Genomic DNA, 23,783 nt, shown 5'->3' with positions numbered 1-23,783 from the left:
GCTTAAATTCTTCATTTCATCATAGAGAACTTAAAACTATCCTTACTTTTGAATTATGGATGAAAGTTTTGGAAAAGACGAAAAATTAAAGAGCATAAAGCTCATAGATATATTATTTCAGGAAGGGAAATCGGTTAAAAAATATCCTTTAAAACTCATCTATCTTCCTATTACCAATCCTGAAATTAAACATTTTAAAACCGGGGTTTCAGTACCTAAAAAGCTGGTAAAAACTGCTGTTGGCCGCAACCGTATTAAACGTTTGATGCGGGAAGCTTTCAGAAAAAATAAGTATCTTGTAACCAGCAACTTCACACAACCTTATGCTTTGATGTTTATTTATATTTCCAGGGACGAAATTAGTCTGGAAGACCTAAATAAAGCAATGATGAAAGTAATGGAGAAGTTTAATGAATCGGAAAATAAAATAAGCTGAATTTCTATAAATCGGCTTAAATCACCTCAGGAAATTTAATCTCGATTATCGAGTAAAAAATATTGAAAAATGAAAAAGAAACTCGCCAAAAAAATTGCGGTAGTTACGATGGGTGCTACATTAATTTTCAGCAGTTTTGGTTTTAAATCTGATTTCTTTGAGATCGCCAAACAGATTGAAATTTTTACCACGCTTTTTAAGGAAATCAACATGAACTATGTTGAAGAAACCAATCCCGCTGCTTTAATGGATACCGCGATTAAAGCGATGCTGGCAGATTTGGATCCTTATACCAATTACTGGAACGAGCAGGATGTAGAAGCCGCAAGAATCAATAATTCTGGTGAATACAGCGGTATTGGAGCCACAGTACAGGTAATAGAAGATGCTTTATTGATTATGGAACCTTACAGAGGTTATCCCGCCGATGAAGCCGGTTTAAAAGCCGGGGACGAAATTATTGAAATTGAGGGAATAAAAGTAGCCGATTATACCGATGATGTTGGAGAATTACTCAATGGCTCTCCAGATTCGCAAATTAATATCAAATATCGTAGACAGGGAGAAATAAAGTCAACCGAGCTTACCCGGAGTGCCATTAACTTAAAAGCAGTGCCTTTTTATGAACTTTTGGACGAAAAAACCGGGTATATAGTACTTTCCCGCTTTAACGCCAAAGCTTCTTCAGAAACAATAAGGGCTTTAAAAGATCTAAAAAACCAGGGTGCAGAAGAAATTATCCTGGATCTTAGAGGAAATCCCGGAGGCTTATTAACTGAAGCTATAAACGTGAGTAATATTTTCCTACCAAAAGGTGAATTGATCACCACCACCAAATCGGTTATAGAAAAATATAACAAAGCTTACCAAACCCAAAAAGAACCTATAGATACGCAAATTCCGTTGGTGGTTTTAGTGAACGGACGTAGTGCTTCCGCTAGCGAAATTGTTGCTGGCGCTATTCAGGATCTGGATAGAGGAGTGGTTGTAGGTGCCAGAAGTTTTGGAAAAGGCCTGGTGCAGCGCCCTAAAGAACTCGCTTACGGTACCCAGCTTAAAATTACTATTTCCCGTTATTATACGCCTAGCGGAAGGTGTATACAGGCTTTAAATTATGCTGAAAGAGATGAAGAGGGGAAAGCGATAAAAAGAGCTGTAGAAGATTATAACGAGTTTAAAACCCGTAATGGACGCAGCGTTTTTGATGGCGGCGGAATTTCTCCCGATGTTAAACTGGAAACCTCAGAATACAGTAATATTACCAATGCACTGCTAGCACAGAATGCCATTTTTAATTTTGCTACCGAATATTATTATAAAAATGACTTGAAAGATCCTGAATCATTCGAGTTCACCGATGCAGATTTCAACAATTTTAAATCCTTCTTGAAAACCTCTAATTTCGACTATAAAACCGCTACAGAACAGGAACTTGAAGAACTACTTGCCATTGCTTCCAAAGAAGGTTATGAACAGGATATTTTAGGTCATTATAAAAGTATTTCTACTGAAATTGAAGCTCAGAAGAAGAAAGAATTAGACGAGAAGAAACACGAAATAGTAAGTATTTTAACCGATGAGATTATAAAGCGCTATTTCTATAAAGAAGGCTTGTATGAGTATTATGTAGATCACAATCCTGAGATCCTGGAAGCTAAATCTATTTTAAACAATAACCAGCGTTATTCAGAAATTTTGCAATAATTATTTTACCATCGCGATATGTGGAATTCCATCTTCAAGATAGCCTTCGCCTATTTGTATAAAACCATGGCTTTCGTAGAAATCGGTTAAATATTGTTGCGCAGAAAGTTTGATATTATCGGTTTTAAAACGCTCTTTAATAGCTTCTACAGAAGCTTTTAGAATAAGATGCCCATAAGCATTTCTACGTTCCGATTCTTTAACCAGAACCCGGCCGATAGCGGCTTCTTCAAAATAAAATCCTTTATCAAAACAGCGAGTATAGGCAATTACTTTTCCATTCTTAACTCCTAAAATGTGTAATGCATTTTGATCTTTACCATCTATATCCTGGTAAACACAGTCCTGTTCTACTACAAAAACTTCAGACCGAATTTGTAATATCTGGTAAAGCTCTTCAAGACTAAGTTCGTTGAAATTTTTAATAAGAATCTCCATATGTTTCTAATGAATATTTTATTCAGAAATAATAAAAGAAAAGACTGTTTAAACAGTTTTAAACAGTCTTTTCTATACATAAAATAATATATCTATTTTTCAACCGGAATCTTATCCACTCGTTTTTGATGTCTTCCACCTTCAAAAGAAGTTTCCAAAAAGATTTGAACCATATCTACTGCCTGGTGTTCTGAAACAAAACGAGCGGGAATACTCAAGATATTAGCATTATTATGTTCTCTGGCCAGTTTAGTGATCTCACCCGTCCAGCACAAAGCAGAACGCACACCCTGGTGTTTATTAGCAGTCATATTTGCACCATTACCACTACCACAAATAATAATTCCAAAATCTACCTTATTGGTTTCAACATCATCGGCTACGGGATGTACAAAATCTGGATAATCTACACTATCATCACTGTTAGTACCATAGTTAATAACTTCTATACCCTTGTTTTTCAGGTAATCAACAACTCTTTTCTTGTATCCGGTACCGGCGTGATCGTTTCCTATTGCAATTTTCATAATTAAGTTTTTAGCTGTCACAAAGGTAAAAAAACCTCTTAGTAACAAGGTTATTTTCAATTGTTAATTACTTTTTAAATATCCTTTAGTATCAAGGGTTTAGTATTGACATAGCATTGTGGATAAGCATTGATGAGAAACTGAGAAACTTATTTGCGGTATTCAAATTAAATTTCAATAGCAAAATATCTACGAGTAAATCAAATTATAAGTCTGTTATTTTTAGCAAAGTTATCAGCATATAAAAACAGGTTGTGAACACTAAATTCATTTCAATTTATCCCGATTAGATATTAAGATTTGGTTATCAACTTTTGTTAAGTAAATATTAAAATAGTAAGATTTCCAGTCTTTTAGAACTTTAGAAGTATGTTAATAAGTTGTTATCAAAATAAGCTAACTTAAAAACCAAATAAACCTCAAAAAAATTATTCTACAAGTTAACAGACTATAATAATCATTAGTTTTAATTTTTATAAAAAGAAGAAAAAAGAATAATAATATATAATGTTGATAACATTGAATGCTATCTGTAAAAATTGAAATTTGAGTTTGGAATTTTAAAGTTTAACCTTATAAAATATAAGCCTCTGGAAATGAGTTAAATTGGGAATTATAACTTTTAAAATAAAAAAGCTTAAAAAACTAAAAATCAGTTATTTAAATGTATTTTGTATAGGATATAGTTTCTACTGAAAAACTTATTTTTTCATCCGTATAGAGCTTGGCAGATTTAATATCTACCTGGCTTTTTTTATTTAAGGTGAGGTTTATAGAAGCTATAAAACCTATTAATCCAAGTAGGAAGATTAAAACGAAAAGGAGCGATATTTTATGGGCTTTTTTCATAGCAACTTGATTACCAAATGTTGCAAATATATCGAATATGTATTGCAGCAACTTTAAATTAAAATTAAGAAAAAATTAAGATTTGAGATATGTAATTTATTTGAAGTATCAAAAAACGGGGGATTTTACCCAGTACGAAATTTATGTTAAGGAAATGTAAAAATATTTTGTAATAGAATAATTTTCAGAGCGCTTAACAAAACTTTAATCGCAAATAGATGTCATGTAATGCAGAAGCCGTAATTTTATACTTTAAATATTGAAATGAGTAAAAAGAATAAAAATAAATCCCAACACCAGGGTGACCTTGCCAAAAGTATAATAGATATCCTTAGAAAGGAACCTGGAAAAACCTTTAATCATAAGCAAATTGCCGCTAAACTTGGAGTGAATGATGCTACAAGTAGAAATAATATTATTAAAAAATTAGCCCAGTTAACTGCAAAAAAACAGATTGAAGAAGAGGAACGTGGAAAGTTTAAAATAAGTAAGAAAAGTAACGATTATTACAACGCCGTGATAGATATGACCACAAAGGGTTATGCCTATGCCCTGGTAGATGAGTTAGAAGATGATGTTTTTATCTCTCCCAAAGATCTTAATACGGCTTTTAACGGTGATGAAGTAGAAATATATATTTATAACAGAAAGCGAAATAAAAAATCTGAAGGAGAAGTAACCCAAATTTTAAAGCGTAAAAGAACCGAATTTGTTGGTGTGCTTGATATGCAAAAAGATTTTGGTTTTGTTGTTATTGGCGATCCAAAAATGTATACAGATGTTTTTGTGCAGAAAAACAAAGTGGGCGATGCTAAAAACGGCGATAAAGTAGTTGTGGAAATTGAAGAATGGCCAGAGAAAGCCGACTCTCCTTTTGGTAAAATTATTCAGGTTTTAGGTACTCCCGGTGAACATCATACCGAGATACATTCAATCCTGGCACAATACGGTTTGCCTCACGAATTTCCGAAAGAAATAGAAGATTTTGCCGATGAAATTGATACTTCAATTCAACCCGAAGAAATTAAAAAACGTCGCGATATGCGCGATGTTTTGACGTTTACCATAGATCCTGCAGATGCAAAAGATTTTGATGATGCCCTGAGTTTTAAAAAACTGGATAATGGAAATGTGGAAATAGGAATTCATATTGCCGATGTTTCGCATTACGTACAACCGGGAACCATTTTGGACGACGAAGCTTACGAACGTGCAACATCGGTGTATTTAGTAGATCGTGTGGTACCAATGCTGCCTGAAGTACTTTCAAACAACGCCTGTTCTTTAAGGCCAAACGAAGAAAAATATACTTTTTCGGCAGTTTTTGAAATCGATAAGAGTACAAAAGTGGTGAATGAGTGGTTCGGGAGAACCGTAACATATTCTGATGCACGGTTTGCTTACGAAGAAGCTCAACAGATCATAGAAACGGAAAAAGGAGAAATTTCTGAAGATATTTCTATCCAGGATAAAGCTTATACGGTGAAAGATGAAATTGTTGATGCTGTTTTAACTATGAATTCAATGGCTAAAAAGATGCGTTCCGCAAGAATGCGTCAGGGTGCAATTTCTTTTGATAAAGTGGAAGTTAAATTTCAATTAGACGAAGAAAATGAACCTGTAGGTGTTTATTTTAAAACAGCCAAAGATGCCAATAAACTTATTGAAGAATTTATGCTTTTAGCCAACCGAAAAGTGGCTGAATTCATTGGAAAACGAGAACAAAAGAAAACCTTTATTTATCGTTGTCACGACGAACCCGACGAAGAAAAACTTGTTTCTTTAAATAGCCTGGTTTCCAGGTTTGGTCACGGATTAAACCTTAAAAACAGGAAAACTGTTTCTTCTTCATTAAATCAATTGCTACAGGATGTTCAGGGTAAAAAGGAGCAAAACTTAGTAGATACACTGGCCATTAGAACAATGAGTAAAGCCTATTATGGCACCGAGAATATTGGTCATTATGGTTTAGCTTTCGATTATTACTCGCATTTTACTTCGCCAATTAGAAGATATCCAGATGTGATGGTGCATCGTTTATTGCAGCGTTATTTAGATGGGCAACCTTCAGCAAAAGAAGAAGAATATGATGAAAAATGTCATCACAGTAGTGAAATGGAGAACCTTTCTTCTAATGCCGAAAGGGATTCTATTAAATATATGCAGGTGAAATTTATGATAGATCACCAGGATAAAGAATTTGTGGGTGTAATTTCTGGAGTAACCGACTTCGGGATATTTGTGGAAATTATAGAAAATAAATGCGAAGGAATGATTCGTCTTCGCGATATAAAAGGCGATCATTATGATTTTGATGCCGATAATTACGCTATTGTAGGTAGAAAAACCAAAAAGTCTTACCAATTGGGAGATGAAGTAATAGTAAAAGTGAAAAATGCCGATTTAGTAAAAAGACACTTAGATTTTACACTTATCGGAAAAAATGAAGAGTAAATAAATTTCAGAAAAAATAGAACCTTATCCTGTCCCAAAGTTTCGGATTATTTTAGGATCTAAGTTGACGAACATCTTAGAATTTAAAAATAAATTCAGGATAAAGGAAAAGACCTTCGGGCAGACTTAACTATAAAATTTTTTAAAGATGAAAAAATATCTTTTTATACTGTTTTTAATGAGTGTTGGTATGCTAAGCGCCCAGGAACTCACCCAGGATTTAGAAGATTTTAATGAAATTAAAGTCTATAATGGTTTGGATGTGATTTTAAAAGAAGCAAACCAGAATAAAGCCACCATAACCGGTGAAAACCGCACCGATGTAAAATTCAAAATTGATAATGGCGTTTTAAAAGTGCGAATGAGTATTGATGAAATATTAGATAATGATAATACTCAGATCACAATTCAGTTTAAAAAACTTGATAAAATTGATGCCCGCCAGAATGCTTCCATAAAAGTTGATTCTAAATTAAAACAGGATCTTCTTCATTTAAATGCTTCAGAAGGGGCCGATATTTTTGCTGATGTAAAGCTTAATAAACTATATGTTGATTCAAATACTGGAGGTGAAATTGAGGTTGAAGGTAAAACCGAAGATCAGGAAATAGCTATTAATACCGGTGGAAAATTCTTCGCAAAAAATTTAAAGTCTGTAAATACCAAAATTAGTATCAAAGCCGGTGGTGTTGCAGATATTACTGCCAGCGGAAATGTAGAAGCAAAGGTAAGGGCGGGAGGTACCGTAAACGTATATGGTAATCCTAAAACTTTAGATCAAAATACCCTGTTTGGCGGCAAAATAATTAGAAAAAACTAAAAAGTCTACATTTGTAAAATAATACAATTGTATGTTTCAGGATGTATTAGCAGCCCTACCCTTAGGTCTTTTTTTGGCATTTTTACTTGGTCCGGTATTCTTTGTGTTACTGGAAACTGCTGCTATTAAAGGCTTTAGAGCCGCTTTTGCATTTGACTTAGGTGTTATTTTAGCCGATATTGTATTCCTTTTTGTCGCCTATTTAAGTACTACCAAACTACTCGCCAGCATAAAAGATGATCCTGCACTGTTTATCTTTGGTGGTATGATTCTAGCCACTTACGGGGTAATGAGCTTTGTACAGACCAAAAAAGTACTTAGGCAAGAAGATGATACCCCAGAGATAAGAAAACTCAGTAAAAGCGATTATATGGGTTTAGCAGTAAAAGGATTTCTGTTGAATTTCATCAATATTGGTGTCCTGGGTTTTTGGTTAGGATTAATTATCGTTTTTGGGCCAAAACTGGATATGGAACAGGATCGTATAATGGTTTTCTTCGGAAGTGTTTTAGGAACTTATCTCGTTTTAGATGTTTTTAAAATTTTACTCGCCAAAAAGTTAAACCGAAAATTAACCCCAAACCGAATCTATCTTATGAAAAAGGGGATTAGTATAATGCTTATCGTTTTTGGCGGAATGCTTATTTTCCAGGGACTCTTTCCTAACCAGGTTAATGGAATTAAAGATCAAATTGAAACGATTACTCCAAACGATACCATTAAGAATTAAGTATAAACCTTGAATTTTGCGTATAAAAAAAGCCCCTTAGAAAAGGAGCTTTTTTTGAGGCATCGAGCGGATTCGAACCGCTGTACAAGGTTTTGCAGACCTCTGCCTAGCCACTCGGCCACGATGCCCTGTTTATTTAAGGGTTGGCAAATGTAATAAAAATTTATAGTTTAAAAAATAAAACTAATCAGTGCTATTCAGGAAGATTTAGTAAACTAAAATTAATAAAATTTAGTTCTTAAAATAATCTTTTCTAAATATTGAAAACCAAAAAATTAGCGTGATTTACTTCTAATTACACTAACCATTGCCACATTCCCACCAATAGGCGGATTTATTTTTGAAACTTCAACCTTTGCTTTTTGTACTAAAATTATTTCATCTAAAACTCTTTTTAAAATACGTTCGGCTACGTTTTCCAGAAGTTTAGACCTAATTGCCATTTCTTCTTTAACAATTTTGTTTAAATGTACATAGTCTATGGTATCTCCAAGAGAATCGGTCTTGGCAGAATGAGATAAATCGCCTTTCACCTTAAGATCTACCCGATAATCACTTCCTATTTTTCCTTCTTCATCAAGACAACCGTGATAGGCAAAAACCCTGATGTTTTTTAATTTTATACTTCCCAAAAGATTATTTTTTACTCAATTATAGAGATTATCTTATTTAAATTATTCCTGAAATTCAGGGATCCTCAGCTTGCGCGATGGAGTTTACAAAGATAAGCGGGTAGGTGCTTTAATTCAATTTTATTGCCCTGGATTTTATTATTTTCCTCAAAGATTTGAATTTGAGTTCTACTTAATCAAAATATATTATTTCTTGTCTGGCAAAGCTTGGGTGCGGCGACCTATTTTTTGGTAACTTTGTGGCTTATACCATGTAGGGTTTAATATTTTGAACCCGGATCGAATCTAAAAATAAATGTCTGATTTTAACCTCTTTTACGAGGTTTTTGATTTTAATAAATTATGGCTGAAGAAAAAAGATCGCTCAATTTTATTGAGCAAATTATAGAAGAAGATCTTCAAAATACCCACAAAAAAGAAGAACTAAAATTCAGGTTTCCGCCTGAACCCAATGGTTATCTTCATATTGGGCACGCGTCTTCTATTTGCTTAAATTTTGGTTTAGGAGAAAAATACAATGCGCCCGTAAACCTTAGATTTGATGATACAAATCCTATTAAGGAAGAGCAGGAGTTTGTAGATGCTATAAAAGAAGATGTTTTGTGGCTTGGCTTTAAATGGGAAAAAGAATGTTATGCTTCAGATTATTTTCAGCAGTTGTATGATTGGGCTGTAGAAATGATAAAAAATGGAGATGCTTATGTAGATAGCCAGACATCAGAAGAAATTGCGCTTCAAAAAGGGACTCCAACCGATCCAGGGAAGGAAAGTCAATATAGAAATCGTTCTGTAGAAGAAAACCTGGACCTATTTGAGAAAATGAAAAACGGGGAAACTCCAGAGCGAGGTCACGTTTTACGTGCAAAAATAGATATGACTTCCCCAAATATGTTAATGCGCGATCCTGTAATGTATCGCTGTTTGCATAAAAATCATCATCGTACTAATGATACCTGGAAAATTTACCCAATGTACGATTGGGCACACGGCGAAAGTGATTTTATAGAAAATATTTCGCACTCTTTTTGTACGCTGGAATTTTTACCGCACCGCGAATTATATAACTGGTTTGTTGAAAAAGTAAGTAAGGAAGGCGAATTAAAACCGAAACAAAGAGAATTTGCTCGCAGAAACCTAAGCCATACAGTTGTTAGTAAACGTAAACTGATGCAATTGGTAGAGCAAGGCGTGGTTAACTCCTGGGACGATCCCAGAATGCCAACAATTTCGGGTTTAAGAAGACGAGGTTATACACCAAATTCAATCAGGAAGTTTGCCGATTCTATTGGGGTTGGAAAGCGTGAAAATATGATTGATGTTGCACATTTAGAATTTTGTGCGCGGGAAGACCTTAATAAAACAGCACCAAGAGTTATGGGTGTTTTAGATCCTGTAAAATTGGTGATTACCAATTATGAAGAAGGAAAAGAAGAATGGTTAGAAGCAGAAAACAACCCGGAAGATGAGTCGGCCGGAAGCAGGGAAATTCCATTTTCAAGAGAACTTTATATTGAAAAAGAAGATTTTAAAGAAAGCGCAAATCGAAAATTTTTCAGGTTAACCCTTGGGAAAGAGGTGCGATTAAAGAACGCTTATATTATTAAAGGTGAGGAAGTGGTAAAAGATTCCGAAGGAAATATTACCGAAATTCATTGTACTTACGATCCTAAAAGTAAAAGTGGTAGTGGCACCGAAGAATCTAAGCGAAAAGTAAAAGGAACCTTGCATTGGGTTTCTGCTAAGCACGCATTAGAAACTGAAATAAGGCTTTACGACCGCTTATTCAGCGTAGAAAATCCCGATGGCGATAAGGAAAAAGATTATATGGAATTTGTAAATCCAGATTCACTGGAAGTAATTAAAGGTTTTGTAGAACCTAGTTTAAAATCGGCAGGAATTCAGGATAAATTTCAATTTCAACGTATAGGATATTTTTGTGTAGATAAAGATTCAAAAGAAGGGGAACCAATATTTAATCGCACCGCTGGCCTAAGAGATTCGTGGGCAAAAATTAAATAAGCTGTAATCCATTTGGTTAAGTGGCTTTTTAAGAATATTTTAGTAAAGCATTTTAACATATTAACCGGTTATTAACAGCATAGCCTTAACCCATCTTGTATCTTTGGGTTTAGTATTAACTTAACTAAAAACTATTATGGCAAATACAGGAAGTACACTATTAGCATTAATTACCGGAGCTGCAATTGGAGCAGGAGTAGGTTTATTATATGCTCCAGATAGCGGTGAAAAAACCCGTAAAAAATTAAAAGACGAGTCTAAGAAAGCTCAGGATAGATTAAATAAAAAGTACACAGAGACTTCTTCTAATCTAACCGAAAAAGCTAAGCAGGCTCGTGTAGACTTTGAAGCAAGATTAGAAGAAACTCTTTCTTCGGCAAGTCATAAAGCAGATGATATTCTAACTGCAATGGAAACTAAATTAGAAGAGCTTAGAAAGCAAAACGCCAAATTACAGAAAGATGGTAAAGGAGGCGATTCTAAAGACAAACCAAATAAAGCAGTAGTATAGAAATAATTTTATGGCATTTGAAAAACTATCCAGAAGTATTGACGAGCTAAATTATAATTTGAAGGCATTTGCCCACAGCAATGCTGAATATTATAAACTTGAATTCTTTAAACAAGCCATGAAAGGGGCCATTGGTCTTGTTCAGGGGCTTTTGTTGGGTATTTTTTTCATCTTTGCCTTAATTTTACTCTCAGTAGCTGTCGCTATACTTATTAGTGAGGCTATTGGTACACCAAGTTCCGGTTACTTTATTGTAGGCGGATTCTATTTTCTATTATTCCTGGGAATATTATTCTTCGGAAGAAAACCAATTGAGAAGATTCTGTTAGTAAAAGTTTCAAGAAAATTTTTTAACGATTAAGCACTATGAAGGAATATAGTTCATTCAAAGAAATAGATCGGGATTTAAAAATTCTGAAACTTCAAACCAAAATAGACCAGGAGGAGATCAAATTGAATATAGAGCGTACTAAAAGTGCTATGTCTCCCTTATCTCTTATGGGAAGTATGGCAGGATCTATTTTGCAAAAAGCCTTTATCCTTAAAGCTGTAACAAAGCTTACAGGGCTAAAAAAGGTAACTGCTAAAGTAAAAGGTTAGAAAACTTCTTATAGATATTATAAGGGTTAGAAAGTTTGTTTATTATTCCCGTCAACCAGAACTTGTTTCAGGTTCTAAAATGTTAGATTCTGAAATAAATTTAGAATGACGTAGGATTCAAAAACAAACTTTCAAACCTTTTTTTTTAGGCAGGAAGAGGTTTTAATTATTACCTTCTCGAATCATCCTGATTCTTTTTCTCCTGTTCAATTTCTTCGTTTTTCTTACGCATAGCTTCCCCGATCTGGTTAGAAGCCGTAAAAGAAGCCACCATATTATTTAGCATATCGCTACCGGCCTGGGGCGAATTCGGTAATAAAATAAGGTTACTGTTGGTTTCTTCACCAATGGCTTGCAGTGTATCGTAATGCTGCGTCACCACAATTAAAGCCGAAGCTTCCTGGGAGTTTATCCCTACATTATTCAGCACATCCACGCTTTCTTCAAGTCCGCGGGCAATTTCCCTTCTTTGATCGGCAATTCCCTGTCCCTGTAAACGTTTACTTTCTGCTTCAGCGCGTGCTTTAGCAACAATTCGTATTCTTTCGGCCTCTCCTTCATATTCTGCAGCCACTTTCTCGCGTTCTGCCGAGTTTATTCTGTTCATAGCATGTTTTACCTGCTCATCTGGGTCAATGTCTGTTACAAGCGTTTTAATGATGTCGTAACCATAATCCTGCATAGATTCGTTGAGTTCTCTATTAACAGCGATGGCGATATCGTCTTTTCGTTCAAAAACATCATCTAAGATCATTTTAGGAACTTCAGCCCGCACCACATCAAAAACATAAGACGTGATCTGGTCTGACGGACTTTCAAGTTTATAGAAAGCGTCGTAAATATTAGTTCTAATTACCTGGAATTGCACCGATATTTTCAGCTTAACAAACACGTTATCCTTGGTTTTGGTTTCTACCAGAACATCCAGCTGTTGTACTTTTAAATTGATTCTACCGGCAATTTGATCTATTACAGGAATCTTTAAATGAAGACCGGAATTTTTAATGCTTTTAAATTTTCCAAATCGTTCAAGGATCGCAGCTTTTTGCTGGCGCACAGTGAAAATTCCGCTGAAAAGAATCACCAGAAATAAAACAATAATAATGGGGATGAAGACGTAGCTAAGCATAATTTTTAGGAGATATAAGTTGATTCTCCCAAGATAGTGAAAGTTTGCTTAGGTATACTGTAGAGGTGATAACAAAAAAGGCTGTTTAAAAAATATATTAAGACGTCATCCTGAACTTGTTTCAGGATCTAACATGTTATAATTTGAAACATATTAGAAGCTGAAACAAGTTCAGCTTGACGAAGTTTTATAACCCCTCAAACAGCCTACTTTTATAAGTATACCTAAATTATTTTAACCTAAAGTTTTTATCGCTTTTTCCAGACGGGAAATGGTTTCTTCTTTTCCAATCATTTCCGCGATTTCGTAAAGGTCTGGGCCTTGCATAGCCCCAACTAAGGCTAATCTAAAAGGTTGCATTACTTTTCCAAAACCAACTTCTTTTTGTTGGATCCAGGCTTTTACTTCGGCCTGAACGTTTTCAGCCTTAAAATCTTCCTGTTTTTGTAAAACCTGAATTAATTCCTGCATTAGATCGGCTGTATCATCCTTCCATGCTTTTTTTGCATTTTTAGGATCGTAAGAAGTAGGGGCGAGGAAGAAAAAATAACCCTGGTCCCAAATATCGTTTACGAAAACAGCGCGTTCTTTCATCAAACTAACTACCTTTAAAACGTAGTCTGAAGAAACTTTAATTTCTTTTTTCTCAATTATTTTTTCCAGCTTTTCAGCGACTATTTTTTCATCTGCCTCGTGCATATAATGTTGCTGAAACCACTTGGTTTTTTCAGGATCAAATTTAGCTCCGCCTTTATGCACACGGTCTATTTCAAAAGCTTCAACCAGTTCGTTCAGTTTAAAGAATTCCTGTTCTGTTCCCGGGTTCCAACCTAAAAAGGCCAGCATATTGGTAACGGCTTCGGGGAAATATCCATCTTCTCTATAACCTGAAGAAATTTCTCCGGAATTAGGATCTTTCCATTCCAGCGGAAATACTGGAAAACCTAATTTATCTCCATCTCTCTTGCTTAATTTTCCTTTTCCCTGCGGCTTCAAAATGAGCGGTAAATGCGCAAATTTAGGAGCGTCCCATCCAAAAGCTCTGTATAACATAAAGTGAAGCGCCAGCGAAGGCAACCACTCTTCCCCACGTATAACGTGGGAGATTTCCATTAAATGATCGTCAACAATATTGGCCAGGTGGTAAGTTGGCATTCCATCACTTTTAAATAAAACCTTATCATCTAAAGTGCTTGTGTCAATTTCCATTTCACCACGAATTTCATCTTTAATATGAAGATTTTCGTCTTCAGGAGATTTAAACCTGATCACGTAATTCTCATCGGCATCTAATTTTTCTCTAACCTCGTCTTCAGAAAGTGCAAGGGAATTTTGCAATTTCATTCTATTATGCCAGTTGTAGATAAAGGTTTTGCCTTTCTCTTCGTGGTCTTTTCTATGTGCGTCTAATTCTTCAGCGGTATCAAAAGCATAATAAGCCTGGTCTTTTTTCAGGAGTTCTTCGGCATATTTTCTATAAATATCTTTGCGTTCACTCTGGCGGTATGGGCCGTAATCACCTTCTTTTCCGGGACCTTCATCAAAAGGAATTCCGCACCAATTAAGAGATTCAACAATATAATCTTCGGCACCTTCAACGTATCGGTTTTGATCGGTATCTTCTATACGCAACACAAAATCTCCCTTGTGTTTTTTGGCAAATAAATAATTATATAAAGCTGTTCTTACCCCGCCAATATGCAAAGGGCCGGTTGGACTTGGCGCAAAACGCACGCGAACTTTAGCAGACATATCTAGTTTTGTTTTTAACCACAAAGATACAACCTTATTAAACGAAACCTAATGAGAGTCGCATCAATACTCCGGAAATCACTCCGCCAAAATTGTTGTATTTTTAAGCTTCAATTATGGAAAATTACAATCAAATAAAAAGAAAGCTGGCGGCCTTTATCAGGAAGTTTTACCTGAATAAATTGCTGAAAGGAATTATCTTATTTCTGGCCATTGGCTTGCTTTATTTCCTAAGCGTCTTGGCGATAGAACATTTTCTATGGTTAGAACCTTCAGCAAGAACCTTTTTATTCTGGATTTTTGTTGGAGTTGAGGTAATGCTGTTGGGATATTTTATTATAATTCCGTTGACGAAACTTTTTAAATTTTCCAGCGGAATAAATGATGAAGATGCTTCAAGAATTATCGGCGCGCATTTTCCTGAAGTAAACGATAAATTGCTGAATATTCTTCAGCTTAAAAAATATTCGCAACAATCTGAATTATTATTAGCGGGGATTGAACAAAAGTCGGCCGAACTAAATAAAGTTCCATTTACCCGCGCTGTAGATTATAAGGAGAACCGGAAATACTTAAAATACGCCTTATTTCCAGTAATATTAATTTTAGGACTTTTAGTAACCGGAAATATTAAGTTGATTGCTTCGCCATTAGATAGGCTCGCAAAATATAATACCGAATTTGAAGCACCGGCGCCTTTCCGGTTTATAATTTTAAACGATTCTTTGAAAGCCAGGGAGAATTCAGAATATAAAATAATAGTAAAAACAGAAGGAAATATCACTCCCGAAAAGCCTGAAATTTCTTATAACGGACAAACCTATTTTTTAAAGCAAGTTGCCCCGGGAAGTTTTGAATATACTTTTAAAAGACTTCAGAATAGTGTGAATTTTAGGTTGAGTGCCAACGGCATAAATTCTAAAGAATTTACCCTTGAAACCCTAAAAGTACCTAAACTTTTAGATTTTAAAATGAAGTTTGACTATCCTAATTACATAGGAAAGCTTAACGATAGTTTAAGTGGTTCAGGGAATGTAAATGTACCGGAAGGCACAAAAATCACCTGGAATTTTAATACAAGAAATACCGAAATTCTCAATTTTAAGACTGAAGATTCTTTAATAAAACTTTCTACTGAAAACTCAGATTTCCAATATTCCCAGGCGGTTTATTCCCGCTTGGATTATAGTGTTAGCACTTCAAATAAGGCTATTAAAAACTTTGAGGCTTTAGATTATTCCATAAACGTGAACAAGGATGAATATCCGGTAATTGAAATTCAACAGAAACTGGATAGTATAGATAATAGTACACAATATTTCTATGGAAAACTTTCTGACGATTACGGATTAAATAGGTTGAATTTGGTTTATTACATTGAAAATAAAGAAGATAGCCTTCGAAAAGATGAGGTTTCGATCTCCAAAGCCGCTTTTGATGATTTTCATTACACATTTCCCGGAAATTTGGATTTGGAACCCGGAGAAACCTACAATTTCTACTTTCAGCTTTGGGATAATGATGCGTTGAATGGAAGTAAAAATACAAAAACTTCAACCTTTAGTTTTAGAAAGAAAACAAGTGATGAAATAGAAGAGGAGAAGTTAAGACAACAAGGTGAGTCTATAAATAATTTGAGTGAAAGTTTAAAAAACATTAAATCTTCAGAAGAAGAATTAAATGAACTAAACCGCTTACAAAAGGAAAATGAAAACCTGGATTATAATCAGCGTAAAAAGCTTCAAAACTTTATTCAACGACAAAAGCAGCAATCTGAAATGATGCGTAATTATTCTGAAAAACTTAAAAATAGTTTTGAAGAAAATGAGCAGGAATTAAATTCAGATTCTCCTGAAAAAGATGAACTCAAAAAACGGTTGGATAGAAATGAAAAACGCCTTCAGGAGAATGAATCGCTATTGAAAGAGTTGCAAGAAATAGCCGATAAGATTAACCGGGAAGAGTTGGGAGAAAAACTGGAAGAACTTTCTAAAAGAAATCAGAGTGAAGAAAGAAGTTTAGAGCAGCTTTTAGAATTAACCAAACGCTATTATATAGAAGAAAAGCTTCAAAAATTGGCGAGAGATTTGGACAAACTTTCTGAAAAGCAAAACCAATTGTCAGAAAATTCTGATGCAGAATCTTTAGTAGAACAAAAGAAAATTTCTGAGGAATTTGAAAAATTTCAGCAAGAAATGGATCAACTGGAAGATGATAATAATGATCTACAAAAGCCGACAGATTTACCGCGTGAGGAAGTTGATGAAGAAAGTATAGAAAAATATTTGAATGATGCCGAGGAAAATTTAGATAAAGGAGACAGGGAAAAGGCAAAAGAAAAACAGAAGAATGCTGCGCAGCAAATGAAGGAAATGAGCCAAAAAATGCAACAGCGTGCTATGCAGCAAAGTGGAGAAGAACTAAAGGCCGATATTGAAACCCTTCGACAAATATTAGATAATTTGGTAACATTTTCATTTCAGCAGGAGGAGCTTTTGGAGGATTTCAGTAAAATAGATATCAATAATCCGGGATATGCTGCCAGGCTTAGAAGACAAAACGATCTCAGGGAAAACTTTAGCCATATTGATGATAGTTTATATACCCTTGCGCTTAGCAATCCTATGATCACCGAAAAAATTACTAAAAGCTTAACCGATATTGAATTTGATATCGATAAATCTCTTGAGCGGCTTTCCGAGAATCAATTACCCCAGGGAACCGCGAGCCAGCAATATGTGGTAACCGGCGCAAATGATTTGGCTTATATGCTAAGTGAAATTCTGTCGATGATGCAACAACAGGCCAATCCGCAGTTAGGAAAAGGGCAGGGGGAGAATTCGGAATTTCAGCTTCAGGATATTATTAAGAAGCAGCAGGAAATTAATAAAGAATTTCAGGAGCAGGGAAAACAGCAAAAAGGAAAGCAGAATGAAGGGAAGACACCCGGAGAAGGAATGGGAGAAGGGGATATGGAAGGCTTGTTTGAGATTTATAAGGCTCAGCAGGAACTGCGGGAAAGCTTACAGGAATTAAATGAGAAAGAAGGTTCGCAACAGGGAAAGCAAATTGAAGAGCAAATGAAAGATGCCGAGAAACAACTTTTGGACAAAGGTTTTGATCCTGAAAACCTTCAGAAATTGCAGCAATTGGAACACGAATTGATGGAATATGAAGACGCGCGTTTGCAACAGGGAGAAAATAATAAGCGAGAGTCTGAAACCAATCTTCAGCAGTTTGATAACACGACTAAAGATCAAAGTATTAAGGCTAAAGAATATTTTAATTCTATAGAAATTTTAAATAGACAAAGCTTACCTTTGCGCGAAATTTATAAACAGAAAGTAAGAACCTATTTTGAGCGAACAGATAATTAATTTTTATTCGGAAAATGATTTCGAGTTTCAGGAGGAAAAATCTTTTGATACCTGGATTAGAAAAGTAATCTCATCAGAAGAGAAACAGCTTGGCGAGATAAACTATATTTTTTGTGACGATCATTATTTGTATAAGATTAATCTCAAATTTTTGGACCACGATACTTATACCGATATTATCTCTTTTGATAATTCTGAAGGAGATGAATTGAACGGTGATATTTTTATTAGTACAGATCGTGTTACTGAAAATGCAAAGGAGTATAATGTTGATTTTTCTGAAGAACTTAAAAGGGTTGTGATTCACGGGATTTTGCATCTCTGTGGTTATCCAGATAAAACTGAAAGTGAAGCCGCTTTAATGCGACAGAAGGAAGACGAAAAGATTGCATTGTTCCACGTGGAACAATAAATTTAGAAAGAAGAATTTTTATGTTCGAAAGTGAATATGATGTTATTGTAGTAGGTGCCGGTCACGCTGGAAGTGAAGCCGCGGCCGCAGCCGCCAATATGGGTTCTAAAACCTTGTTGGTGACGATGAACCTGCAGAATATTGCGCAAATGAGTTGTAATCCTGCGATGGGTGGGATTGCAAAAGGTCAAATTTTGCGTGAAATTGATGCGATGGGTGGTTACAGCGGATTGGTTAGTGACACCAGTGCCATTCAGTTTAAAATGCTTAACAAATCTAAAGGGCCTGCGATGTGGAGTCCAAGAGTGCAAAGCGACAGAATGATGTTTGCCGAGCATTGGAGACTTAGATTGGAGCAAACACCTAATCTAGATTTTTATCAGGAAATGGTTGCTGGTCTGATTTTAGAAGGCAACGAACTTAAAGGTGTAAGAACTTCTTTAGGGTTGGAAATTCGTGCTAAATCTGTGGTGCTTACCAACGGTACCTTTTTAAATGGATTAATTCATATTGGAGATAAAAATTTTGGTGGTGGTAGAGCGGGAGAAAAAGCTGCTACTGGAATCACAAAAGATCTTGTGGATGCAGGTTTTGAATCTGGTAGAATGAAAACCGGAACACCTCCTAGAGTAGATGGCAGATCTTTAGATTATTCTAAAATGGTGGAACAGCCAGGGGATGATGTTCCTTCTAAATTTTCTTTTTTAGATGAAACCCAACCATTAAAAAAACAGCGTTCCTGTTATATGACTTACACCTCTCCAGAGGTACATGAAATTCTTAAAGATGGCTTTGAAAGATCGCCAATGTTTAATGGACGTATTCAAAGTATTGGACCTAGATATTGCCCAAGTATAGAAGATAAAATAAACAGATTTGCAGATAAGGACAGGCATCAACTTTTTGTGGAACCCGAAGGATGGAATACGGTAGAAGTTTATGTAAATGGCTTTTCTACTTCGCTTCCCGAAGATGTTCAATTTAAAGCTTTAAAATCTGTAGCCGGATTTGAAAATGTGAAATTTTTCAGACCTGGTTACGCTATAGAATACGATTATTTTCCACCAACACAGTTGAAACATACATTGGAAACCAAGTTGGTTGAGGGACTGTATTTCGCGGGTCAAATTAATGGAACTACAGGTTACGAAGAAGCCGCTTGCCAGGGATTAATGGCTGGAATAAATGCGGCTCTAAAAGTTCAAGAAAAGGAGGAATTTATCATTAAGAGAAATGAAGCATACATAGGTGTTCTTATAGATGATCTTATTACAAAAGGTACAGAAGAGCCTTATAGAATGTTTACTTCCCGTGCTGAATACAGAACTTTATTACGTCAGGATAACGCCGATTTCAGATTGACCGAACGCTCTTATAAATTAGGTTTGGCTTCGGAAGAACGTATGCGAAAAATGGAAGAGAAGAAAGAAAAGTCTTCTGATTTTGTGAATTTCCTTAAGAATAAAAGTGTTTCTCACGAGGATGCAAATCCTATTTTAGAAGAGAATAATTCCTCTCCAATGAAGCAGAGTGATAAGATCTTTAAAATATTTTCTCGTCCAAATATTACGATGGAGGATGTTCGAAATTTCCCCGGAGTAGAGGAATATATTCAGCAGAATAATTTGAATACCGAGATTTTGGAACAGACCGAAATTCAAGTAAAATATTCTGGATATATTGAAAAGGAAAAGAACAATGCCGATAAATTGAATAGGCTGGAAGATGTAAAAATCCCTAATAGTTTTGATTATTCTAAGATCAAATCTATGTCTTTTGAGGCACGGGAAAAACTAAATAAAATTCAACCAACATCAATTTCACAGGCATCAAGAATAAGCGGGGTAAGTCCTAATGATATTTCCGTTTTATTGGTTTATATGGGAAGATAATTTTAAAAGTTCCACGTGGAACAATTTTCTTTTTATCAATTAAATCGCTATCAGATTTTAAAATAATTCGAGAAAGCTTTTAATTTTTTTAGTAATTATACTTTGCCAAATTCCTTTTAATGAGCGATAAAAATTTTCATTTAACCTGTAAAGATCATTTAGTTTCTGGGGAAGAATTTCAATTACAAAAGAGAAGTGATTTTGAAATATTAGAAACGATTCCAAAACCCGAAAATCTTTCGGCTTACTACGAAAGTGAAAATTATATTTCTCATACAGATTCGAGTAAAAGTCTTACCGATAAAATTTACCAGGCGGTTAAGAATTTTATGCTGCTGCAAAAATTGAAATGGGTCAATAAAGTTGCTAAAGGAAATAACTTATTAGATATCGGTGCCGGAACCGGAGATTTTTTACAAACTGCCAAAAGAAAGAAATGGAATATTGAAGGCATTGAACCAAATGCACAGGCAAGAAAGTTAGCGGCTGAAAAAGGGATTGAGCTTCAGCAAGAATTATCTTTCTTTGATGAAAATTCTTTTGATATAATTTCTATGTGGCACGTTTTAGAGCACGTTCCAAATTTCGATTTTCAGGTAAAAGAATTGTATCGCTTATTAAAACCAAATGGGGTAGCGGTTATTGCGGTTCCGAATTTTAAAAGTTTTGATGCCGAATACTACAAAGAATTTTGGGCGGCTTACGATGTGCCCAGACATCTTTGGCATTTTTCTCAAACTGGAATTACCTGGTTGTTCGAAAAACATAATTTTGAAAAGATTAAAACCAAACCTCTTCTTTTTGATTCTTTCTATGTGAGTTTACTTTCAGAAAAAAACAAAACAGGAAAATCAAATATGCTAAAAGCTTTTAAAACTGGTTTGGAATCAAATTTAAGAGCACAACGCACTTCAGAGTATTCTTCTCTTGTTTATTTCTTCCAGAAAAGCTGAAAAACGCATTTTAAGCTCATTTAAGCCTGTTTCGGCTTCATTATAATATACAATCAGGTTTATTTTGAGAAACAAGTTTATTTCTAAGCTATTTAATTCATTTTTCATCTATTAAATTTATCATTATAATTTTATATATAAGAATTTCTTATACATACTTCATAAGTCAGTTTTGATTTAAATCGAAAATTTAACTTTCATACATTTGCGGCAAACAAATTCAATTAATGATGAAAAAACTTTTAATGATTTTGGTAGTTGCTGTTTTGCTTACTTCCTGTGACCAGGAAAAAACGGCTTATGTAGATACCACAAAACTTATCCAGGAGTACAAAGAAATGAAAGATGTTGAAGCTGACTTTACTTCTAAATCAGATTCGGTAAAAAAACAATTAGATTCTATTGCCAGAGGGTTTCAGCAGGAAGTTCAGGCTTATCAACAGGAAATGAATTCTATGTCCCAGGCGCAACGCCAGGAAAAAGAGCAGGAATTAATGCAGAAGCAGCAAAGAATCCAACAGCAACAGCAAATGCAAGGCAATCGTCTTAGAGAGCAGAGCGATGCTGTTATAGATTCTATTGTAGATAAAGTAAAGGAATATGTAGCAGATTACGGCGAAGAGAATGGCTACACCTACATTTTTGGTTCTAACGAGTCTGCCAACATTATGTATGCGAAAGATGGGAAAGATCTAACCCAGGAAATACTTGATAATTTGAATGAGACTTATAACAAGAACTAGGCTTAAGTTCTGAGTTTTTAAAAAAGGTCTGAAAAGTAATTCTTTTCGTCAAGCTGAACTTGTTTCAGCTTCTAAGTTAATTTTAACCTAGATCCTGAAATAAATTTAGGATGACGAGTTTAGAAAACTTCTCAGACCTCTTTCTATTTTAAGACATTAAGTAAACTCCAAAGATCACTACGATAAAGTAGCCGGTTAAAGTAAAAGCACCAGCGTAATCTTTAGCAATTCTTTGTCCGAATAATAACATTAAAAGCGTGATAGCAGCCAGGACGCAAGAGTAAAGCGCTATTGTAGGATCATTATAAGCGATTAGCCAAATTATTCCCAGGATAGTGGCAAAACCTGTAATGATTTCAATTATCATAATTATTCCCACCATAAGCGGCACCTGCCCGGCAAGAAATGTTCCTGAAAAATGCTCTTTTAACCAGCCGGTATTTCCTTTGCAGTCTGCAGCTTTATCTATCCCAGATTGCAAAAATGTAATTAGAATAAATAATAGAATAAGAATTTCGGTAATATTTGCGTAAAGGTTCTCCATAATTTTAAGCGGCTTTTTTATGTAAATATCGGGTTAGTCTTATAGAAAGATCGGTGAGTATAATTTTTGCATTTCCGTTTCTTTCAATATGATAAATGGCTTCTTCAAGAGCTTCTATAATATCTTTTATATTATTTCCGTGAACAAAAGGCGCAAATTTCTCCAGTTTAAATCCAGGCGTTGCCGGTTCAAGATATACCAGTTTTTCGGCTTTATAATTCAGCATTAGGGCCTGGCGGAAAAAGTCTATACAATACAATAAAAAGTTCTTTTGAGATTCCCTGCCCATTCCTGCAATTTCTTCGCTCCAGGCGATAAGTTCAAGAACCGTAGATCGATTTCCTTTAGCTTTAAATGCACTACGTACCCAATTGATAAACCAGGTTTCAAATTGCTGATCTCCGCTATCTTTTTGCAATAAATGCAAAGCGCGGGTATAACTACCGTTGGCCTGGTGGGCAATTTTTAAAGCTTCGGGCTTACTACAATTTTCATTTTTTTCTAAAAATGCGGCAATTTCATCTTCCGGTAAAGGAGGGAAGTGTAATTTCTGGCAACGAGACCTTATGGTTTGTATAATTTGCTCTTCATCTTCGGTAACTAAAAGAAACAGCGTATTGTTTGGTGGTTCTTCTATTAATTTCAGCAATTTATTGGCAGCCGCGGTATTCATCTTTTCGGCCATCCAAATAATCATAATTTTAAATCCGCCTTCATAAGCTTTTAAGGAAAGAGATTTAACTACTTCCTGGGCTTCATCTACACCAATTTGACCTTGTTTATTTTCTATTCCAAGTTTTTGGTACCATTCAAATAAACTTCCGTAGGGATTGGTTTTTACAAATTCCCGCCATTCTTCTAAAAAGTGGGAAGAAACAGGATGTTTTTTTATTTTTTGATTGGCAGCGACTGGAAATGCAAAATGAAGATCGGGATGCGCCAATTTTTTAAATCGTTCATTACAATTGCTGTTTCCAGAATTGTTTTCTCCTTCCTTATTTTTGCAAAGTATGTATTGCGCGTAAGCAATAGCCAGAGGTAAAGTACCACTACCACTTTTTCCTACAAACAACTGTGCGTGGGGAACACGGCCATTATCTACCGTTGTGGTAAGATGTTTCTTTAAATGCTGTAAACCTATTATTTTTTCAAAAAGCATAAGCAAATATAAAATTTATATACACTTTAATGTCTTCGGAAAAATTTATATTTGTAAATAGCGTATGCTGAATAAAAGCCGATTGGGCTTAATCTTAATCAA

General features: G+C 35.0%; 22 protein-coding genes and 1 tRNA gene. 14 read left to right on the top strand and 9 right to left on the bottom strand.

Annotated features, from left to right (window positions below):
• The first annotated feature begins 55 nt into the window (after positions 1-55).
• Positions 56-436 (top strand): ribonuclease P protein component, encoded by a 381-nt coding sequence (gene rnpA / locus AO058_RS04180; RefSeq protein ID WP_075325379.1) that lies wholly within the window; start codon positions 56-58, stop codon positions 434-436.
• Between the two features lie 69 nt (positions 437-505).
• Positions 506-2,140 (top strand): S41 family peptidase, encoded by a 1,635-nt coding sequence (locus AO058_RS04175; RefSeq protein ID WP_075325378.1) that lies wholly within the window; start codon positions 506-508, stop codon positions 2,138-2,140.
• Here AO058_RS04175 and AO058_RS04170 read toward each other — a convergent pair whose 3' ends face one another.
• The 3 genes from AO058_RS04170 to AO058_RS04160 form a co-directional block, all read right to left on the bottom strand.
• The gene (locus tag AO058_RS04170; protein ID WP_075325377.1) at positions 2,141-2,578 is read right to left on the bottom strand and encodes a GNAT family N-acetyltransferase; all 438 of its coding nucleotides are present in this window, start codon (positions 2,576-2,578) and stop codon (positions 2,141-2,143) included.
• 92 nt (positions 2,579-2,670) lie between these two features.
• A complete protein-coding gene (gene rpiB / locus AO058_RS04165) occupies positions 2,671-3,105 on the bottom strand; it encodes a ribose 5-phosphate isomerase B (protein ID WP_075325376.1) in 435 nt (144 codons plus the stop codon).
• Between the two features lie 660 nt (positions 3,106-3,765).
• On the bottom strand, positions 3,766-3,954 hold the full coding sequence (locus tag AO058_RS04160; protein WP_075325375.1) for a hypothetical protein: 189 nt from the start codon (positions 3,952-3,954) through the stop codon (positions 3,766-3,768).
• A 264-nt stretch (positions 3,955-4,218) separates the two neighbouring features.
• On the opposite strand from AO058_RS04160, the gene rnr reads away from it, so the two are divergent.
• The 3 genes from rnr (at position 4,219) to AO058_RS04145 (ending at position 7,958) form a co-directional block, all read left to right on the top strand.
• The gene (gene rnr / locus AO058_RS04155; RefSeq protein ID WP_075325374.1) at positions 4,219-6,408 is read left to right on the top strand and encodes a ribonuclease R; all 2,190 of its coding nucleotides are present in this window, start codon (positions 4,219-4,221) and stop codon (positions 6,406-6,408) included.
• A gap of 148 nt (positions 6,409-6,556) precedes the next feature.
• Complete coding sequence (locus AO058_RS04150) at positions 6,557-7,228, top strand: head GIN domain-containing protein (protein WP_075325373.1); 672 nt, start codon at positions 6,557-6,559, stop codon at positions 7,226-7,228.
• Between the two features lie 31 nt (positions 7,229-7,259).
• Positions 7,260-7,958 carry a LysE family translocator gene (locus AO058_RS04145; protein WP_075325372.1) on the top strand — a complete coding sequence of 233 codons (699 nt, stop codon included), beginning with the start codon at positions 7,260-7,262 and terminating at the stop codon, positions 7,956-7,958.
• A 57-nt stretch (positions 7,959-8,015) separates the two neighbouring features.
• Here the strand turns inward: AO058_RS04145 and AO058_RS04140 are convergent.
• Together AO058_RS04140 and folB are read right to left on the bottom strand one after the other, a co-directional pair.
• Positions 8,016-8,086: transfer RNA gene (locus AO058_RS04140), tRNA-Cys, on the bottom strand.
• Positions 8,087-8,233: 147 nt separating this feature from the next.
• A complete protein-coding gene (gene folB / locus AO058_RS04135; RefSeq protein WP_075325371.1) occupies positions 8,234-8,590 on the bottom strand; it encodes a dihydroneopterin aldolase in 357 nt (118 codons plus the stop codon).
• Positions 8,591-8,932: 342 nt separating this feature from the next.
• On the opposite strand from folB, the gene AO058_RS04130 reads away from it, so the two are divergent.
• From AO058_RS04130 to AO058_RS04115, 4 genes are all read left to right on the top strand, one after another.
• A complete protein-coding gene (locus AO058_RS04130) occupies positions 8,933-10,609 on the top strand; it encodes a glutamine--tRNA ligase/YqeY domain fusion protein (protein ID WP_075325370.1) in 1,677 nt (558 codons plus the stop codon).
• A 136-nt stretch (positions 10,610-10,745) separates the two neighbouring features.
• Entirely contained in the window at positions 10,746-11,120 is a 375-nt protein-coding gene (locus AO058_RS04125; RefSeq protein WP_075325369.1) for a YtxH domain-containing protein, read from the top strand.
• 10 nt (positions 11,121-11,130) lie between these two features.
• Positions 11,131-11,481 (top strand): phage holin family protein, encoded by a 351-nt coding sequence (locus AO058_RS04120; RefSeq protein ID WP_075325368.1) that lies wholly within the window; start codon positions 11,131-11,133, stop codon positions 11,479-11,481.
• A 5-nt stretch (positions 11,482-11,486) separates the two neighbouring features.
• Entirely contained in the window at positions 11,487-11,720 is a 234-nt protein-coding gene (locus AO058_RS04115; RefSeq protein ID WP_075325367.1) for a DUF6327 family protein, read from the top strand.
• 169 nt (positions 11,721-11,889) lie between these two features.
• Here the strand turns inward: AO058_RS04115 and AO058_RS04110 are convergent, their stop codons facing one another.
• Both AO058_RS04110 and gltX read right to left on the bottom strand, forming a co-directional pair.
• Positions 11,890-12,849, bottom strand: a complete 960-nt coding sequence (locus AO058_RS04110) for an SPFH domain-containing protein (RefSeq protein ID WP_075325366.1) — start codon at positions 12,847-12,849, stop codon at positions 11,890-11,892.
• Positions 12,850-13,083: 234 nt separating this feature from the next.
• Positions 13,084-14,601, bottom strand: coding sequence for a glutamate--tRNA ligase (gene gltX, locus AO058_RS04105; RefSeq protein ID WP_075325365.1), 1,518 nt, complete (start codon positions 14,599-14,601; stop codon positions 13,084-13,086).
• Between the two features lie 116 nt (positions 14,602-14,717).
• Between gltX and AO058_RS04100 the strand changes: the two genes are divergently transcribed.
• The 5 genes from AO058_RS04100 (at position 14,718) to AO058_RS04080 (ending at position 21,978) form a co-directional block, all read left to right on the top strand.
• Complete coding sequence (locus tag AO058_RS04100) at positions 14,718-17,978, top strand: DUF4175 family protein (protein ID WP_075325364.1); 3,261 nt, start codon at positions 14,718-14,720, stop codon at positions 17,976-17,978.
• A complete protein-coding gene (ybeY, locus tag AO058_RS04095; protein WP_075327876.1) occupies positions 17,971-18,390 on the top strand; it encodes an rRNA maturation RNase YbeY in 420 nt (139 codons plus the stop codon). The genes AO058_RS04100 and ybeY overlap by 8 nt, the downstream gene beginning before the upstream one ends.
• 20 nt (positions 18,391-18,410) lie before the next feature.
• Positions 18,411-20,282 carry a tRNA uridine-5-carboxymethylaminomethyl(34) synthesis enzyme MnmG gene (gene mnmG / locus AO058_RS04090; protein ID WP_075325363.1) on the top strand — a complete coding sequence of 624 codons (1,872 nt, stop codon included), beginning with the start codon at positions 18,411-18,413 and terminating at the stop codon, positions 20,280-20,282.
• 119 nt (positions 20,283-20,401) lie between these two features.
• Positions 20,402-21,235, top strand: a complete 834-nt coding sequence (locus AO058_RS04085; protein WP_075325362.1) for a class I SAM-dependent methyltransferase — start codon at positions 20,402-20,404, stop codon at positions 21,233-21,235.
• Between the two features lie 227 nt (positions 21,236-21,462).
• On the top strand, positions 21,463-21,978 hold the full coding sequence (locus AO058_RS04080) for an OmpH family outer membrane protein (protein WP_317040666.1): 516 nt from the start codon (positions 21,463-21,465) through the stop codon (positions 21,976-21,978).
• Positions 21,979-22,126: 148 nt separating this feature from the next.
• Here the strand turns inward: AO058_RS04080 and AO058_RS04075 are convergent, their stop codons facing one another.
• Together AO058_RS04075 and AO058_RS04070 are read right to left on the bottom strand one after the other, a co-directional pair.
• Positions 22,127-22,522 carry a DoxX family protein gene (locus AO058_RS04075; protein WP_075325360.1) on the bottom strand — a complete coding sequence of 132 codons (396 nt, stop codon included), beginning with the start codon at positions 22,520-22,522 and terminating at the stop codon, positions 22,127-22,129.
• Positions 22,523-22,526: 4 nt separating this feature from the next.
• Complete coding sequence (locus AO058_RS04070; RefSeq protein WP_075325359.1) at positions 22,527-23,681, bottom strand: DNA polymerase III subunit; 1,155 nt, start codon at positions 23,679-23,681, stop codon at positions 22,527-22,529.
• Positions 23,682-23,783: the final 102 nt, after the last annotated feature.

The sequence above is a fragment of the Salegentibacter sp. T436 genome, from assembly GCF_001932675.1.
Lineage (GTDB): Bacteria > Bacteroidota > Bacteroidia > Flavobacteriales > Flavobacteriaceae > Salegentibacter > Salegentibacter agarivorans.
The sequence above is the reverse complement of the archived record's forward strand: the minus strand, read 5'-3'. Positions and strand labels throughout refer to the sequence as shown.